Annotated in this window: 15 protein-coding genes; 5 read left to right on the top strand and 10 right to left on the bottom strand. The window is 39.2% G+C overall.

The features are described from left to right. The first annotated feature begins 43 nt into the window (after positions 1-43). The gene (locus PVV65_RS03235; protein WP_273754460.1) at positions 44-787 is read left to right on the top strand and encodes a L,D-transpeptidase; all 744 of its coding nucleotides are present in this window, start codon (positions 44-46) and stop codon (positions 785-787) included. A gap of 293 nt (positions 788-1080) precedes the next feature. Here the strand turns inward: PVV65_RS03235 and pth are convergent, their stop codons facing one another. Further along, positions 1081-1662, bottom strand: coding sequence for an aminoacyl-tRNA hydrolase (gene pth, locus PVV65_RS03230; protein ID WP_273789193.1), 582 nt, complete (start codon positions 1660-1662; stop codon positions 1081-1083). A 76-nt stretch (positions 1663-1738) separates the two neighbouring features. After that, positions 1739-2368 (bottom strand): 50S ribosomal protein L25/general stress protein Ctc, encoded by a 630-nt coding sequence (locus PVV65_RS03225; protein WP_273754457.1) that lies wholly within the window; start codon positions 2366-2368, stop codon positions 1739-1741. Between the two features lie 286 nt (positions 2369-2654). Here PVV65_RS03225 and PVV65_RS03220 point away from each other — a divergent pair, with 286 nt between their 5' ends. Continuing rightward, positions 2655-4154, top strand: a complete 1500-nt coding sequence (locus PVV65_RS03220) for an ATP-binding protein (protein WP_273754456.1) — start codon at positions 2655-2657, stop codon at positions 4152-4154. Here the strand turns inward: PVV65_RS03220 and PVV65_RS03215 are convergent. The 4 genes from PVV65_RS03215 to lgt form a co-directional block, all read right to left on the bottom strand. Then, positions 4151-5083, bottom strand: a complete 933-nt coding sequence (locus PVV65_RS03215; protein WP_273789192.1) for a ribose-phosphate pyrophosphokinase — start codon at positions 5081-5083, stop codon at positions 4151-4153. The two genes, PVV65_RS03220 and PVV65_RS03215, sit on opposite strands and share 4 nt — an antisense overlap. 392 nt (positions 5084-5475) lie before the next feature. After that, on the bottom strand, positions 5476-6252 hold the full coding sequence (gene pgeF, locus PVV65_RS03210; protein WP_273789191.1) for a peptidoglycan editing factor PgeF: 777 nt from the start codon (positions 6250-6252) through the stop codon (positions 5476-5478). A 79-nt stretch (positions 6253-6331) separates the two neighbouring features. Continuing rightward, positions 6332-7411, bottom strand: a complete 1080-nt coding sequence (locus PVV65_RS03205) for a class I SAM-dependent methyltransferase (protein ID WP_273789190.1) — start codon at positions 7409-7411, stop codon at positions 6332-6334. Beyond that, the gene (gene lgt / locus PVV65_RS03200; protein ID WP_273719798.1) at positions 7386-8264 is read right to left on the bottom strand and encodes a prolipoprotein diacylglyceryl transferase; all 879 of its coding nucleotides are present in this window, start codon (positions 8262-8264) and stop codon (positions 7386-7388) included. Before lgt ends, PVV65_RS03205 begins: the two co-directional genes overlap by 26 nt. A gap of 262 nt (positions 8265-8526) precedes the next feature. Between lgt and PVV65_RS03195 the strand changes: the two genes are divergently transcribed. Together PVV65_RS03195 and PVV65_RS03190 are read left to right on the top strand one after the other, a co-directional pair. After that, complete coding sequence (locus tag PVV65_RS03195) at positions 8527-8790, top strand: accessory factor UbiK family protein (protein ID WP_273719799.1); 264 nt, start codon at positions 8527-8529, stop codon at positions 8788-8790. Positions 8791-9154: 364 nt separating this feature from the next. Then, the gene (locus PVV65_RS03190; protein ID WP_273754450.1) at positions 9155-9655 is read left to right on the top strand and encodes a YbjN domain-containing protein; all 501 of its coding nucleotides are present in this window, start codon (positions 9155-9157) and stop codon (positions 9653-9655) included. A 49-nt stretch (positions 9656-9704) separates the two neighbouring features. On the opposite strand, the gene PVV65_RS03185 is transcribed toward PVV65_RS03190, so the two are convergent. Both PVV65_RS03185 and PVV65_RS03180 read right to left on the bottom strand, forming a co-directional pair. Beyond that, entirely contained in the window at positions 9705-11045 is a 1341-nt protein-coding gene (locus tag PVV65_RS03185) for an ATP-binding protein (RefSeq protein ID WP_273789189.1), read from the bottom strand. A 1-nt stretch (position 11046) separates the two neighbouring features. Further along, positions 11047-11757: a response regulator gene (locus PVV65_RS03180; protein ID WP_273719802.1), complete on the bottom strand. Its 711-nt coding sequence runs from the start codon at positions 11755-11757 to the stop codon at positions 11047-11049. Positions 11758-11901: 144 nt separating this feature from the next. Between PVV65_RS03180 and PVV65_RS03175 the strand changes: the two genes are divergently transcribed. Beyond that, positions 11902-12552 (top strand): MBL fold metallo-hydrolase, encoded by a 651-nt coding sequence (locus tag PVV65_RS03175; RefSeq protein WP_273789216.1) that lies wholly within the window; start codon positions 11902-11904, stop codon positions 12550-12552. 63 nt (positions 12553-12615) lie between these two features. Here PVV65_RS03175 and PVV65_RS03170 read toward each other — a convergent pair whose 3' ends face one another. Both PVV65_RS03170 and uvrB read right to left on the bottom strand, forming a co-directional pair. Next, complete coding sequence (locus PVV65_RS03170; protein WP_273789188.1) at positions 12616-13371, bottom strand: BA14K family protein; 756 nt, start codon at positions 13369-13371, stop codon at positions 12616-12618. 684 nt (positions 13372-14055) lie between these two features. Beyond that, positions 14056-16365: an excinuclease ABC subunit UvrB gene (gene uvrB, locus PVV65_RS03165; RefSeq protein ID WP_273789187.1), complete on the bottom strand. Its 2310-nt coding sequence runs from the start codon at positions 16363-16365 to the stop codon at positions 14056-14058. Positions 16366-16409: the final 44 nt, after the last annotated feature.

Below are 16409 nucleotides of genomic sequence, written 5' to 3'. Positions count from 1 at the left end.
GTACGCAAATCTGCGTAAATAATTAATCGGAGAAAATAGAAGAGTGTTATCTCGTTGTGCCTTTTTAATTGCAGCACTTTTAGCTTTAGCTGGATGTGCTACAACACATCAATCAGATATGTCATCAGCTTCTTTTCAACAAGCTCGATACATTCCACCAGAAATACAGGCTTTGTACGGTCCTGTAACGAATGAAACTTATCCGTTACCTGCTGTTGATCTTGCAACAATTGATCCAAAGTTTTGGCGACAAGAAGTGATTTATTATACATCTTATCCACCTGGAACATTGGTTATTGATACGCAAGAATGTTTTCTTTACCTTATTGGTGAAAATGGAAAAGCTTTACGCTATGGGATTGGGGTCGGTAAGGAAGGTCTAGCATTTGAAGGTGAGGGGGTTGTACAGCGCAAGCGTCGCTGGCCAAATTGGGCTCCTACTGCAGCAATGATGGCTCGAGAGCCAGAACGTTATGGGCATTTGGGGAAAGGAATGCCACCAGGACCCGATAATCCATTGGGCGCACGAGCACTTTATCTTTTCAAAAATGGGAAAGATACACTTTTCCGTATTCATGGCTCACATGAATCTTGGTCAATAGGGCGTGCCATCTCAAGCGGATGTATCCGTTTGCTCAATCAAGATATTATTGATCTTTATGATCGTGTTCCCGTTGGTTCGCGCGTCGTGGTGTTACAAAACAATAGGAGTGTGCCTACAGTTTACAGTCAACAATCAAATGGCTACGATCCGCTAGAGTCAACCATTCAGCCAAATGATTTTTAATTTTAGGGAGAAGATTGGAAAGAACCATTTGAGTATTTTGGTTTGCTGTTCAATCTTCTCTTTCTCACAAAAGAGTATAGATCTTTCTTTTTCAAGAGTTTTTATCCGTATACCTTTCCAATTTGTGAGGTATAAGCCAATGGTCTTGATTGTTTCATTATCAATAGACTTGAAATGAATCTCATGATATCAGGTATTTTTATTTAGCTTAAAAAAATTAATTTTATAAATCAATATATTATATAAAGTTTCTATAGAGAAATGTTGATTTTACCGGTGAGAGAAATAAAAGGTTAGAGTAAGTTTTTATTTTTTATCGTTTGTGAAACTTCATTCATAAAGAGAGATTTGTCACCTTTTATAAGGAGAGCAATATTTTTTGCAATGGTATCTAAGAGAGGGAGCAACCATTCTTGATCAGATTTGGTAAAATTTCCTAAAACATGATGATGAACAAGTTCTTTGCTTCCAGGATGACCGATACCTATACGTATGCGACAATAGTCGCTACCACAATGGGCATCAATAGACTTAATACCATTATGCCCATTATTTCCTCCTCCGATTTTTACACGGACTTTTCCCGGTGACAGGTCTAACTCATCATAAATAATGATCAAACTCTTTAAATCTAATTTATAAAATCGCAAAGCTTCACCAATAGCTTGCCCCGAGAGATTCATAAAAGTTTGCGGTTTCATAAGAAAAATTTTCTCATTATTTATGAAACCGCTAGAGATTTCTGCTTGAAACTTTTTCGACCATGGAGAAAAAGAAAAAGACTGATAAATAATATCAACAGCCATAAAACCGATATTATGGCGGTTATTTTGATATTGCGAACCAGGATTACCAAGACCAGCAATAAGCCACATATGTACCTTCAGTCAAAATGTGAGGGGAGTATACGTCTCATAAATTAAGGCGGGAAAAATTCCCGCCTGTTGAGTTTTATGAAGTTTCCGCCTCGTCTTCATCCTTTTCTTGTTCGGAAGTTTCATCACTGACATCTACGCTTGCAGGCGCTGCAATGGTTGCAATGGTAAAGTCCCGATCTTGGATAATGGGTGTCACATCTTTTGGCAGTTGCACAGCTGAAATATGGATAGAATCACCAATAGAATAGCTGGAGAGATCAATTTCAATGGCTTCAGGAATAGCATTTGCTGGAGCGGTACATTCAATTTCATGGCGAACAATATTGAGGACACCACCCTTTTTAAGTCCAGGAGCTGTATCTTCATTGAGGAAGTGGACAGGAATATTCACTTCTACAACAGATTTTGCTGAAATGCGTAAGAAATCGACATGGAGAGGAAAGTCACGCACAGGGTCCAATTGGTAATCTTTTGGCAAGACCATAATTTTTTTCTTGTCGAGAACAATCGTTGCAATGGTGGTCTGAAAGCCACCGGCTTGGATTTTGTAGAAAATTTCTTTATAGGGAACTGTTATTGCCAAAGGAGGTTGTTTTTCACCATAAATGACAGCAGGGATAAGACCGTTGCGGCGAAGTTCACGGGAGGACCCCTTACCAACCCGCTCGCGTTTTTCGGCCTTAAGAGTGTAGCTTTTACTCATAATTTAAGTCCTTTTTACATGATTGGAGATCCTTCAAAAACAATAACAGTTTTTGCATGGATATGAAGATATGCGCTAGAAAACAGCGATTGCTCCATTCTGCGTTGCCTCCAAGGGTGTCTACGCAGAAGTTTGTTCTATAATTCAAACTCTACACAGATGCAAGAGTTGTGGGAAAAATCGATGATTTCTACCGTTAGAAAGGAGGAAATGTTACAAATTGCTACGCGGATGGAGAATCAACCAATAGGCGCTAATATGTTTAAAATCAAACACTGGAGATGTTATGAAGGTTGAGATTGCCTTGGGTGAGATGTCAGAGAGTCGTGCTTTGCATAAATCGATGCCAGCGCTTCTTGATTTGGAAGAATTATTGGCGACACGTCTTCTTGTACAAGGTAATTCCGGTTCAGGGAAATCACATCTTTTACGCCGTCTTTTAGAACAAAGTGCTAAGTGGGTGCAGCACTGCGTGATTGATCCAGAAGGCGATTTTGTCACTTTGGCCGATAAATTTGGTCATGTTATTGTAGAGGCTCAACGCAGCGAATTAGAATTAACGCGTATTGCTCATCGCATTCGCCAACATCGGGTTTCGGTGGTATTTAACTTGGAGGGCTTGGATACTGAACAACAGATGCGTGCTGTGGGGGCTTTTCTCGGGGCACTGTTTGATGTGGAACGTGATTATTGGTATCCTATGCTTGTGGTGGTTGATGAGGCACAAGTGTTTGCTCCAACTGCGGCAGGAGAAGTTTCCGATGAAGCGCGTAAAATTTCTCTGAGTGCTATGACAAATCTTATGTGTCGAGGACGTAAACGGGGACTTGCTGGTGTTATTGCAACACAACGTTTGGCTAAGCTTGCCAAAAATGTTGCTGCTGAAGCTTCAAATTTTTTAATAGGTCGGACTTTTTTAGATATTGATATGATGCGTGCGGCTGATCTTTTGGGGATGGAGCGTCGTCAAGCGGAAATGTTTAGAAATCTTGAGCGGGGACATTTTATTGCTTTAGGTCCTGCTTTATCACGACGTCCCTTGCCAATTATCATTGGTTCGGTTGAAACTTTAGCACGCTCTTCTAGCCCTAAATTAATGCCACTTCCAACAGAGCACATAGATGCAAAAGAACTCGTTTTTACGGCTTCACCAGAGGAAATTTTAACGCCATTTAAACAAATACGAGAGCCTGTGAGAGAAAAATCAATGCACGAGATGTTAGAGGAGGTGGTGCATAAAAAACAAGAGGACTTAGAAGAAAATCTAAGTTTATTTCCTGAACTTTCTGATGTTGAGCGTAATAGTCAAGCAGAACATGTTATTCGGGAAATTCTTGAGGATCCTGAGGCTTTTTATCGTTCAACAGCGGTGCTTTATCAAGATTTTTCGGTTCGTTGCCGTATCCATGGTATCTCTAAGGTTCCTTTTAATCTCTCACAATTTCGGCGTAAATTGGCGATTGCTCAAGCTTTTGTTGATGAACAAACAGCTGTAAGTGAACATTGGAAACATATTTTGCAGATATCAGAAAGTCTGGAAGATGATGTTCAAGGAGTCTTCTTAAATGTGGCACAGGCCGCATTGGACGGAAAGCCATGCCCATCCGATGCATTTTTAGCCCGTCTTTATGGGACACACTCTTTAAGCCGCGCACGTCGGCTTTTAACCTATTTTGAAGAGCGTGGCCTCATTGTTATCCATACACATTTTAGTGGTCAACGCATCGTTGCATTCCCTGATCTTGGCGTCGAAACGGCACCAGGGGATCCTAAAGCACCCCTTTAACCAAATAGGCTTGAGACAGATTGTTCTGCTGCTGTTCTAGCGATTGCCTCGCCAATCAGGTCGGAAATCGGTAAAACACGAATATTATGGGCTTTTTCAATGGCCCCTGTCGGCATAATCGAATCTGTAATAACCAATTCTTTCATTTCTGAGTTAGTAATACGCTCAATAGCATTTCCAGAAAGAACACCATGTGTGATGTAAGCTGTGACACTATTAGCACCGTGTTTTAGGAGAGCACTTGCTGCATTGCATAGTGTTCCACCGGAATCAACAATATCATCAAGCAAAAGACAATCTTTTCCAGAGACATCTCCGATGATATTCATAACTTCTGATTCACCAGGACGTTCGCGACGTTTATCAACAATAGCGAGCAAACTATTTAAGCGCTTAGCAAGAGAGCGAGCGCGTACAACCCCCCCAACATCTGGTGAAACAACAATAACATTTTCAAGCGAGTAATGCATTTTGACATCGCGAGAAATAACCGGAACAGCATAGAGATTATCTGTGGGAATATCAAAAAAACCTTGAATTTGTCCGGCATGAAGATCCAATGTTAAAACACGGTGGGCTCCTGCTTCGGTAATCAGGTTGGCAACAAGTTTTGCAGAAATCGGGGTGCGTGGTCCAGGTTTACGATCTTGGCGCGCGTAACCAAAATAGGGGATGACGGCTGTAATACGACGCGCCGAAGAGCGGCGAAGCGCATCAATCATAATGAGCAATTCCATCAAATGATCGTTGGCTGGATAGGATGTGGATTGTAAAACAAACACATCTTGTCCACGGACATTTTCATGTAATTCTACAAAAATTTCTTGATCAGCAAAGCGTTTCACGGTTGCTTTGCCTAAGGGAATATTTAAATAATTTGCAACATCTTCAGCAAGGCGTGGATTAGAATTGCCGCAGAAAAGCTTCATAGTGGAACCTCTGAGTCGTCACGGTAGAATATGATAAGTTTTTTAACTTCTTATTATCAGATTGCAAGGATAACAATTACAAAAACTTTACAATTTTATCTTTATCTTATAAAAGAGCTCTGTGTTTTATTTTTTCTTTTATTCTATAAAACAATGTGGATATAGTTTTCTGTATAAAAGGAATAAAGCAAAGTTCATGTTTAAAATTGTTTTAATTTTAGCCATCACAGACAAATTTTGGAGAATAAGAATAGTTAGTTCTTTCATACTTTAGTTTGTTAAGAAAATATTTTTGATAAAAAGCACAATGTTTGAGAGTGTTTTTTGTTTCACTGTGAGCAAAAATTTTGCTTTGCAGTTTTGCTATTCTCTTTAGATGAAAAAAGCCCTATTCATCTCGTTAACATAATCGCAGAAAATTGTCGTCCATCATCCGGTTCATTTCGGAGCGTTGCACGCCGATAGGAGAAAAAACGCTGTTCATCTTGGTAGGTGCAAAGTTCTAAACAAGAAGCACTAACCCCTGCTTCTTTGAGTTGATTGAGATTGAATGCCCACAGGTTAAAGTGAAAGTGATTAACTTTATCTGTTTTTAAAAAATATTTTTGAAATTTACTCTCGCACTTAATAAATTGGTGGTAAAATTCGTCTGTGACTTCGTAGTGGCAAGGACCAATACAAGGACCAAGAACTGCTGTTATTGATTGTCTTTTGGCGCCTTGTTTTTCCATAACAGTAATTGTTTTTTCTATAATTCCCTTTAAGCTTCCTTGCCAGCCAGCATGTGCTGCAGCGATGACACCGGTTTGTGGATCTGCCAATAAAACGGGGCCACAATCTGCTGTAAGAATGCCGATGACGAGTCCTGGTATGGTGGTAACGAGAGCATCTGCTTTGGGAACTTCACCCATAAAAGGTTGATTCACTACGATAACTTCAGAAGAGTGTATTTGATTGACAGTGATTAAATTTTGTACCTCAACACTAAAGTAATCGGCGATCAAAAGGTAATTTTGCGCAGATTGATCATTTAAATTTTGTCCAACATGAAGGCTTGGAAAGAGACTTTTTGAAATACCGCATTGGCGTGTGAAAAAACCATGTTTTATCCCGTGCATGTGTAAGGCAGAAAGCTCTTTTGCAAGGATAGGAGGTGAGATAGGCTTCATTAAACTTCCTCATAAAGATGGTCATTTCCAAGGAGAGAATGGTGTATGAAATGCGCGTATTTGTCAATATTTATGGGCATCAAAATTTGGGAGGTACAGGTATGTTTTTATCACTCATATGTAAGACTTTAAATAATTTTCCCATTTGATCTGGGCCAGCTAATCGCTCGACATCTTGGCGGATTTTGTGTTGTAATGGAGCATTTTTATTCGACCCAAGCTGTTGTGCGCGTTCTAGCAGTCCCATTTTTAAAAGAAAGTCTCCTTGTTCTAAGATTTCAATAAAACAGCCTTGTTCAAGGGCTATATTCTTTAAAAAGGAAAAGTCCACATGGGATGTTAAATCATGTTGACCTGGAGCCTCAAAAATATCACGAAATTTATGTCTTGAGAGTGCTTGTAGTGTATCGCCAAAGGCAAGATCTCGAGCACCATAATCGATGAGCAAAGCAGAACCTTGTACTTGTACTAAACGCTTGCTGATTTGTTGTATCAATTGATGGCGTGAGGGTGCATGTTCAAAAATTGTGCCATCAGGCATTTCAGAACAATAGGATTGTAAGCAAGAAGAGGAAAGTTTATGTGGGGCGGCAATAAAGATGAAATCTCCCTCTTCATTGACTGTAATGCGGCGTTCTCTCCATTCTCCATTGATTTTAATATATTGATTGATGGGGAGTGTGTCTAAAAACTCATTCGCAATTAAAAAAAGTGGTTTTGAAGGAATTTGGTCAAAACTCTTAATGCTATGGATTTTTTTTTGATAAGGTGAGAGACATTTCTTTTGTTCTTTTTTGAGCTTTTCACTTACTTCAATAAGAAAGATTTCAGCTGCATTAAATGCGGTTGAGGATAATTTTTGCATGGTACGCAAAATGTCACTCATTAAAGTTCCACGTCCTGGGCCTATTTCAGCAATAATGAAGGGGTGAGGGCAACCATGAGCTTTCCAATTTGCAAGAAACCAAATGCCAATCATTTCTCCAAATAATTGGCTTATTTCAGGGGCTGTTATGAAGTCACCAGCGCGCCCAAAGGGCTTTTGTGTTTGATAATAGCCAAATTGAGGGTCTGTGAGCGCTAACGTCATATATTGACTAACAGGGATTGGACCATGAAGGGCAATGATTTTCTTAATTTTTTCTTTCAGGGTGGACATTTTCTGTAGATTTGTCTTTGCAAGCTTGAAAAAGGAGATAGCCCCCTAAAAGGAGCATAGGAAGGGATAGAGCCATACCATAGGTGAAGCCAGTAGAATGAAAAAGCCTGGAAAACCATTCTGGATCTTCTTGGGGAGCACGGTAAATTTCTGAAACACTACGTGCTATTGCGTAACCTATAATAAATATTCCTGATACGGTGCCAGAGCGTTTTAATGCTTTGAAAGCAAAAATCACAGTGGATAAGATGACAAAAAGAAGAAATCCTTCCATGAAGGCTTCATAAAGTTGGCTTGGATGGCGTGGTAAATAGTAAGGGTCTAGGGGAAAACAAACTGCCCAAGGCTGGGCGGTAACATTGCCCCATAATTCTTGGTTAATGAAGTTGCATATCCGTACAATACCGATACCAATAGGGGCACCGGAAGCAATGATATCAAACATTGCGCGTATCTTGATATTATTTTTACGGGCAAACCAGATCATTGCAATGATGATGCCAATGAGTCCGCCATGAAAGGACATTCCTCCATCCCATACTGCGATGATAGCGCTTGGATGGCTAAAATAATAAAGGGGATCCCATACAAGCACTTGTCCTAAGCGTCCACCAACAACAACACTGATCGCAGACCAAACAACAAAATCCCCTATCTTTTGCTTATCCATAGGAGGTTGTTTAGCGGACCATAGAGATTGTTTTTCTAATAACTTCTGCGCATACCACCAAGCAAAAAGAATGCCCACTACATAACCAAGTCCATACCAATGAAGAGATAAGGGACCTAAACGGACAATTACCGGATTAAAAAAATCTGGAAAAGCAATGGCTGGACAGACAAGATTGTTCATGAGTTAAGCATTTTTTCTTTTAGGTTATATGATGGTCAGGAATGACAGATGAATGTATAATGGTCAAGCGGGGAGAGTGGTAGATTTCCACTGGTTTCTCCTGTTAAAATTTTATGATGGTAAAAAGAGTGTAAAAGACTTAAAACAAAATCTGCATGGTAGGGCAAAATTTACAGGGCAAAAGGAACAAATACAGTATCTAAATGTTATGAAAATACGCTATAATGCGTGCGTCAATAATTTAAATTTAAGGAAAAACATTATGCGTAATGGATCAAACCGTATTCTTGATGAATTGGCAAAATTAGCAACAGATGCTGCTGATATTGTGCAAGGTATACGACGTGAAGCTGGAACGGCTTTTCGTTTGCAGGCTGAAAAAATAGCAAATAAACTTGATCTTGTTTCACGCGAAGAATTTGAAACCTTTAAAGAAATGGTGCTCAAAGTAAATGCTGAAAATGCGGATGTAAAAAAACGTCTTGATGATCTGGAAAAAAACACAGACACGAAAGAAGTAAAATAATTTTTATTAGAAAAAATATCCCCAATTTTTCAGTAGGATTCCTGAAACTAAAAAATGCTTAATCTTGAGTCTGTTAGAGGAAAGTATCCATTTATTTTTGTTCGTCTTTTGTGAAAAAAGACATTTTTTTAGATCGGGGGATTGGCGCTGTAAAATTGTATCAATACACTGAAAAAGCTTGATGATTCGTTTTATGATTATCAGGTTCACTTTTGAAGCGTGATTGAGTTTCGAGTACTTGTGTACTGTCGATGTTTTTAATGTGTATTTGTTTGGTGTAAAGGCTTTGATTGTAACAAAATGTTGTTACAGTTGAGGTGGTTTGTATTCTGTTGAAATGTTTTTAATATGATTGAGGATTATAATGAGGCTTGCATTTTGCGCCACAGAAAGAGAAGAGCATCCTGTTGACTTTATTGAACAGATTGCTTGTAAATATGATTGGTCGTTTGAGCGTGATGCACAAGATGAAATTCGTGTTTGTGTAGAAGGAAAACGGACCAATTATCGCCTTGCGTTTTCATGGATGGAAGAGCAGGAAGCGCTTCATTTGGCTTGTGCATTTGATCTTTCTATTGAAAATGCTCAAACGGCAGAAATACATCGCTTATTGCTGGCAATTAATGAAAAATTGTTACTGGGGCATTTTGATTATTGGCGAAGTAATAATTCGGTTATTTATCGGCAAGGGCTTTTACTGGCTGGAGGGGTTCATCCATCTCATATACAAGTTGAGACATTGTTGATACACGCACTAAAGGTCTGTGAAAGCCATTATGTTGCATTTCAGATGGTTGCTTGGCGTGGCGAAAGTGCTTATAAGGCACTGCAATATACTTTGTTTGAAACTGTAGGAAATGCCTAAATTACGACAGTTTGTTGAGTGTTTTTTTTAACGATTTGTGAAGTTTTGCTTATAGGGGGATATCAATAATAGCGCGCAAGCCCCCTAGTGGGCTATCTTCTAGTTGAATGTTTCCTCCATGGCTACGGGCTATATCTTGGGCAATAGAAAGGCCAAGTCCCGTTCCACTTGCATCTTGGTTCCTTGCTTTGTCGAGTCTAAAAAATGGTTTAAAGACTTCTGTACGCATATTTTTATGAATTCCAGGTCCATCATCGTCTATCATTAATATAAAGGATTCTTGGTAAGATATAGCTGTCAGTTTAATAGTGTTGGCGTAGTAAAATGCATTTGAGACAAGATTGCTTACAAGGCGTGTGAAGGCGCGGGGACGTACTTGTATTTGTGTAGGACCTTCAATGGTGTAGGAAAATTGACGTTTGTGAAGATGTGCATCGGTGGAAAATTTTTGCATGAGAGTGTTTAAATCAAAGGTTTTAACGCTTTCATTTCCTTCACCACGAGCAAAAGCAAAATAATCTTCTAACATGTTTTGCATGTCGCTTATATCTTGCTCAAGGGGTTTAATATCAAAGTCAGTATTTGCTAAGGCGAGCTGAAGTTTAAAACGTGTGAGAATCGTTCTTAAATCATGGCTTACACCTGAAAGCATCATGGTACGTTGTTCAATTTGGCGTTCAATACGTTCACGCATGCGTAAAAAAGCAATGCCAGCACGACGGACTTCATCTGCTCCTTGTGGTTGAAAGCCCTCAGGTAAAGGGCGACCACGTCCAAAACTTTCTGCTGCTTCAGCCAATTGTTGAATTGGCTTGATTTGGTTGCGCAGAAAATAAATCGCTATCAGTAATAAAAAAAGCGCTGTTCCTACCATCCAGCTTAAAAAAATAGCAGTATTGGAAGCATAGGCTTGGCTACGTGGTGCAAATACGCGTAAGATACCGTGTCCAAGGTGGATGCGGATTTCGACAAGATCAGAATCGCCTACTGTATCAATCCAGAAGGGACGATTAATTTGACGGGTGATTTCTTCACTGAGAAAATAATCAAGAATTGCGAAAAATGGTTTCGGACCTGGTGGAGGAAGAGGGGAAGGAGGTAGGAGAGCTATGTTTAATCCCATACGTTGTTGTGCAATACGTTTGATGTCTTCGTAGTTATCTTGTTGCGGATATGTTTCAATGATATCGATAATAGCTGAAATATCATGGACAACAGCGGTAGAAAGGCGCTCGGTCACCATTTGCCAGTGACGTTCCATAAAAACATAAGCAATCACTGTTTGTAGGAGGACCATGGGAGCAATAATGATGATCAAAGAGCGCGCATAAAGCCGTTTTGGCATCTTCTTTGTCAGCCAGCGGACAAATTCTCTTACAGGTGTGATCATACTATGCTTGTTCAATTGAAAGTTTATAACCTATTCCTCGTACGGTTTGGAGCCATATCGGGAGTGCTGGATTTTCTTCGATCTTACGGCGAAGGCGGTTGATTTGTACATCAATTGCACGTTCGCCAATATTTTTATCATCCATTGCAAATTTATGGCGTGGAATGATATCTCCTGCATTTTCGGCAAAAATAACCATCATTTTTTGTTCGTTATCTGTCAATTTAATAATTTCTCCTCCTTTCTTGAGTTCGCGCCTTGCAATGGAAAAGATATAGGGTCCAAAAACAATTTGCTCGATTTTAGGTTGTTGTAGTGGAAAACCACGTCGTAAAATGGCATTAATGCGAAGGAGAAGCTCACGAGGGTCAAATGGCTTAGCAAGATAGTCATCAGCCCCTGCTTCTAGTCCATGGATGCGATTGTCTGTTTCTGACAAAGCTGTGAGCATGAGGATAGGAACGTCTCTTGTTTGACGAAGTGAGGTGGTGAAATCAATGCCGTTTTGTCCAGGCATCATGACGTCAACTATAAGAAGATCAAAATCTAAGCTTGCAAGTTGCCGTTTTGCTTCATCAGCATTAGCTGAAATTGAAACACGAAATCCATTTTTAATGAGAAATTGCAATAAAAGATTACGAATGCGGGTGTCGTCATCAATCACAAGAAGGTGAGGAGCATCATCACACAAAACTTGAACGTGATCGGTCATTCTTCAAAACCTTAACAAAATGGTGTTTTTATAAAGTTCAAGTTTACATAAGTTGCATAAAGCTGTCGAGCAAGCTATTTTACTCTGTAAAGAAGAAAATTCTCTCTCATAAAGTTGAAAAAAATTTACTTTGAAAAGGATATGATGAGCAATTTTAGTACACATATTATTCCGGTTACACCTTTTCAACAAAATTGCACTTTGCTTTTTGATAATGAAAAAAAAGTGGGGGTTTTAGTGGATCCTGGTGGTGATTGGCTTCAAATTCAAGAAGTTATCCAAAAGATGGGCGTTGTCGTTGAAGCTATTTGGATAACACACGGGCATTTTGATCATGTGGGAGCAGCAATGCAAGCAAAAGAAGCTCTTGGTGTTAAAATTATCGGTTCACATCAGGGTGATAAACCTGTGATGGATGCTGCGTTTGAGAGTGCAAAAAGCTACGGTATTACTGATGCACGCAATTGTGTCCCTGATCAATGGTTGGAAGATGGCGATACTCTTCGTTTTGCTGAACATGTGTTCACTGTTTTTCATACACCTGGTCATTCTCCTGGTCATGTCATTTATTTCAATGAAAAACAACGTTTTGCTCTCTTGGGTGATGTGCTTTTTCGTGGTTCTATTGGACGGACGGATTTCCCTTTCTGTTCTCATGAAGCGTTGATGAAATCACTTCGAGAAAAAGTTTTGCCTTTAGGCGATGATGTCCGTTTCATCTGTGGGCATGGACCAGGTAGTCACTTAGGCTATGAGCGGCAATGGAATCCTTTTCTTCAAGAACTCAATGCATAACGAAAAAAACACTTTCAAGTGTTCTTTTCGTTACTTAATTTTTTTAGCAAAGTGTAACGGGAATTAATTTAATGGGGCATAACAAATATATTCTTGGCCATCACGCCCCCGAAAAGTCCCTGTTTCTGGATTGAACGAACGGTATTTTTTCTTGCAATATTGAAGCCAATTGTGAGTGTCTGATTGCTGAAGGGGCTGATATGTTGTTGATTGAACTTCATAAATAACCTGATTTTGTAGAACTGGTTGATAGACGACTTGAGGAACCTCTTGATAAATTACTTGGGGATGTTGTGGGTTTTGATAGATGATTTGTGTTTGTGGCTGTTCTGGTTTTTTGAAAACATTATTAAGAACTACACCTGCAGCAAAACCAAGAATGCCTGCTGCTAAAGCCTCTCCTGAGTTGCTACGCGTTTTATAATGTTTATGGGTATGATGATGATGGGTTGTCGTGTTGCGTTCACTATAATGATATGTCCTGCGCTCAAAATGACGATGTTCACCCCCTGTATAGGCTACATGTTGAAGAGGACGACGATGAGGAGAAGAATGAGAAGAGAAGTGGGAATCAAATTCTTTCTTCATACGATTCATGCGATCATCTATTTCCTTGTCTACACTCCTCATATGATCATTTATTTCTTTCTCTACACTTTTCATATGCTCATCTATTTCCTCTTCTATACTCTTCATTTTCTTCGTGGTAGTCTTTTCTTCATAACTCCATGAGGTATCTGCAAGCGTTGTGCTTAATGGCATAAAAACAGTTACATTTGTCATTGCTGATAATACCGCTAATTTGATTATTTTTTTCATAGCGATGCTCCTTATGTATGTAAATTCGCATTTTTCCCCTATTTTAAAGGCGTCAAACTGAACACAACCTGAACGGTTTGTGATTTGTTTTGATAAAACGAATAAAAAGCTCTTTGGGTGAATATGAACATAAAATCATGACAAAAGTTTGCTTTAGAGAAATATATTCTGCTTATTTTCATTTATAATATTGTATTGATCGTTATTAATTTTTTCTTTGTGAATAAAGTGTTATGTAAAATCATCCTTTTTAGCTTTCTTTTATTTTAAAAGACTGCAAGAATGAACGAAAGCAGCATGAAAAAAGAGAGCATTCTTGCTATCGGGTGATTATATTGTCATGATATAAGTCTTATTTATTTGCACCTTTCATAAGAATATTCTCTTGTGTTATGGCATATGGGGAGTTTGGGAGATGTGAAAGAGATATTTTTTGATTTGGTTGTTACTGCTTTAAAGTTTAGAAATATTTTAGCTAGATGTATGGCCTTCTTATAAAAAGATCATTATGAGAAATATTTTCTTACACTATTTCTTTTTTACTTTGTTTGCTTAATTGGAGCAGTATTGATATTGAGATTATTCATTTATGGAATGGTGTTATTTATTAATGATATCTTATTAAGATATTAGAGAAAAAAGATTTATTTTGAAAAGCTTAACAGCTTTAGATTATTGATTGAGTTAACGTTTTCTTGTGTTTCGTGTTGTTTTGTGAAAAGTATTTTTTTGAGGTCTTTTTTTTACTTTTCGATTCTCCAAAATCCCGGTGTCGATTGTTGTCCCCATGTGATCAAGATCTGGCTTTGCAAAACGATTTGCTTGCATCATGGGTTCATGGATGGATTGTTCACTATGATGTGTGAAAGGATCGTCTGCGATTGCGAGTTCCATTTTCTGTAATTGTTTTATTTCATCACGCAGTCGTGCTGCTTCTTCAAAGTTTAGATCAGCGGCTGCTTGACGCATTGATTTTTCGAGATGTTGAATATGGGTTGTTAAATTATTGCCAACCATATTATTTTGCTTGATAAAATTGGTAAGTTTTTTAGGAGTATGGTGGTTTTCTCCCCCTGAATTGAGAATATCGTCGATATTTTTTTTGATACTGGTGGGGGTGATATGGTGTTTTTCATTATAGGCTATCTGTTTTTCTCGACGTCGTTGTGTTTCTTTTAAGGCTCTCTCGATAGAGCCAGTAATGGTATCAGCATACAGAATAACGCGTCCATCTACATTGCGTGCAGCGCGTCCGATGGTTTGGATGAGCGAGGTTTCAGAGCGTAAAAAACCTTCTTTGTCGGCATCTAGAATGGCAACAAAACCACATTCTGGAATATCTAGACCTTCTCGAAGCAGGTTAATACCGATGAGAACATCAAAGGTACCAAGCCGCAGATCGCGGAGAATTTCAATACGCTCTAATGTATCAATGTCAGAATGCATATAGCGTACCCGAATGCCTTGTTCATGAAGATATTCTGTCAAATCTTCAGCCATACGTTTGGTCAGTACAGTGACTAAGGTACGGTAGCCTTTTTGAATTGTTTTGCGAATTTCGTTTACAACATCATCGACTTGGGTTGAGGCTTTACGTACTTCTGTTGGTGGGTCAACAAGCCCTGTTGGGCGAATAATTTGTTCAGCAAAAATGCCGTGAGATTGTTCTATTTCCCAGCGTCCAGGTGTGGCAGAGACAGCAATGGTTTGTGGGCGCATAGCATCCCATTCTTCAAAGCGCAAAGGGCGATTGTCCATACAGGAGGGCAGGCGGAAGCCATATTCTGCTAGAGTAGCCTTTCTGCGAAAGTCGCCTCGATACATACCACCAATTTGAGGAATTGTTACATGGCTTTCATCGATAAAAACAAGAGCGTTGTTTGGAATATATTCAAACAAGGTTGGTGGTGGTTCGCCAGGCTGTCGTCCTGTTAAATAGCGTGAATAATTTTCAATTCCGGCGCATGAGCCGGTCGTTTCTAACATTTCTAAGTCAAACATTGTGCGCTGTTCTAAACGTTGTGCTTCTAAAAGGCGTCCTGCTGCGTTCAATTCATCAAGACGTTGAACCAACTCAATTTTAATGGCTTTCATGGCTTGATTGAGTGTTGGCCGTGGTATGACATAGTGTGAATTGGCATAAATTTTAATAGATTGAAGAGCTGCTGTTTTTTGTCCTGTGAGAGGATCAAATTCAGTAATTGTTTCTACTTCATCGCCAAAGAGCGAAAGTCGCCAAGCACGATCTTCAAGATGGGCAGGAAAAATTTCGATGGTGTCTCCTCGGACACGAAAAGAACCACGAATGAAGTTTATGTCTTGTCGGTAATACTGTTGAGAAACTAAATCAGCTAGGAGTTTTCGCTGATTGAGTTTATCTCCTTTTTGTATTTGTAAAGTCATGGCTGTATAGGTTTCTACCGAGCCAATCCCGTAGATACAGGACACAGATGCTACAATAATGACGTCATCACGTTCTAAGACAGCGCGTGTTGCAGCATGACGCATACGGTCTATTTGTTCATTCGTAGAGGATTCTTTTTCAATATAGGTATCAGAGCGTGCAACATAGGCTTCTGGCTGATAATAGTCATAATAAGAAACAAAATATTCAACAGCATTATGAGGAAAAAAGCTCTTAAATTCTCCGTAAAGTTGTGCGGCAAGCGTTTTATTGGGGGCTAAGACGAGAGCTGGGCGTTGCGTTTTTTCAATGACTTTTGCCATTGTATAGGTTTTTCCTGAGCCAGTAACCCCTAAAAGCACTTGGGTCCGTTCATTTTTTTCAATTCCCTCAACCAGAGTCTTAATGGCTTGTGGTTGATCTCCCCCTGCTTTAAAGGATGTTTCGAGTTGAAATGGAATACCACCTTCAGATTTTTCAGGACGAATAGGGCGGTGAGGTGTCCATAATGCCCCATTCTTAAAAAGAGGATTACCTGAAGCAATAAGAGCAGAAAGAGCTTCTACAGTTGCAGTAACACCATTTTTCATTGTTGTATCCTTTGATAGAAAAGTTCTGGTGATTTTAAAGGGAA

Origin of the sequence: Bartonella sp. ML70XJBT (assembly GCF_028618425.1) — a bacterium.
Lineage (GTDB): Bacteria > Pseudomonadota > Alphaproteobacteria > Rhizobiales > Rhizobiaceae > Bartonella.
The sequence above is the reverse complement of the archived record's forward strand: the minus strand, read 5'-3'. Positions and strand labels throughout refer to the sequence as shown.

What these genes read in the sequence shown, in the direction of transcription:
- pth (WP_273789193.1), bottom strand. Translation starts at nt 1,662, where the DNA reads ATGTGGCTTATTGCTGGTCTTGGTAATCCTGGTTCGCAATATCAAAAT.
- PVV65_RS03225 (WP_273754457.1), bottom strand. Translation starts at nt 2,368, where the DNA reads ATGAGTAAAAGCTACACTCTTAAGGCCGAAAAACGCGAGCGGGTTGGT.
- PVV65_RS03220 (WP_273754456.1), top strand. Translation starts at nt 2,655, where the DNA reads ATGAAGGTTGAGATTGCCTTGGGTGAGATGTCAGAGAGTCGTGCTTTG.
- PVV65_RS03215 (WP_273789192.1), bottom strand. Translation starts at nt 5,083, where the DNA reads ATGAAGCTTTTCTGCGGCAATTCTAATCCACGCCTTGCTGAAGATGTT.
- pgeF (WP_273789191.1), bottom strand. Translation starts at nt 6,252, where the DNA reads ATGAAGCCTATCTCACCTCCTATCCTTGCAAAAGAGCTTTCTGCCTTA.
- PVV65_RS03205 (WP_273789190.1), bottom strand. Translation starts at nt 7,411, where the DNA reads ATGTCCACCCTGAAAGAAAAAATTAAGAAAATCATTGCCCTTCATGGT.
- lgt (WP_273719798.1), bottom strand. Translation starts at nt 8,264, where the DNA reads ATGAACAATCTTGTCTGTCCAGCCATTGCTTTTCCAGATTTTTTTAAT.
- PVV65_RS03195 (WP_273719799.1), top strand. Translation starts at nt 8,527, where the DNA reads ATGCGTAATGGATCAAACCGTATTCTTGATGAATTGGCAAAATTAGCA.
- PVV65_RS03190 (WP_273754450.1), top strand. Translation starts at nt 9,155, where the DNA reads ATGAGGCTTGCATTTTGCGCCACAGAAAGAGAAGAGCATCCTGTTGAC.
- PVV65_RS03185 (WP_273789189.1), bottom strand. Translation starts at nt 11,045, where the DNA reads ATGATCACACCTGTAAGAGAATTTGTCCGCTGGCTGACAAAGAAGATG.
- PVV65_RS03180 (WP_273719802.1), bottom strand. Translation starts at nt 11,757, where the DNA reads ATGACCGATCACGTTCAAGTTTTGTGTGATGATGCTCCTCACCTTCTT.
- PVV65_RS03175 (WP_273789216.1), top strand. Translation starts at nt 11,902, where the DNA reads ATGAGCAATTTTAGTACACATATTATTCCGGTTACACCTTTTCAACAA.
- PVV65_RS03170 (WP_273789188.1), bottom strand. Translation starts at nt 13,371, where the DNA reads ATGAAAAAAATAATCAAATTAGCGGTATTATCAGCAATGACAAATGTA.
- uvrB (WP_273789187.1), bottom strand. Translation starts at nt 16,365, where the DNA reads ATGAAAAATGGTGTTACTGCAACTGTAGAAGCTCTTTCTGCTCTTATT.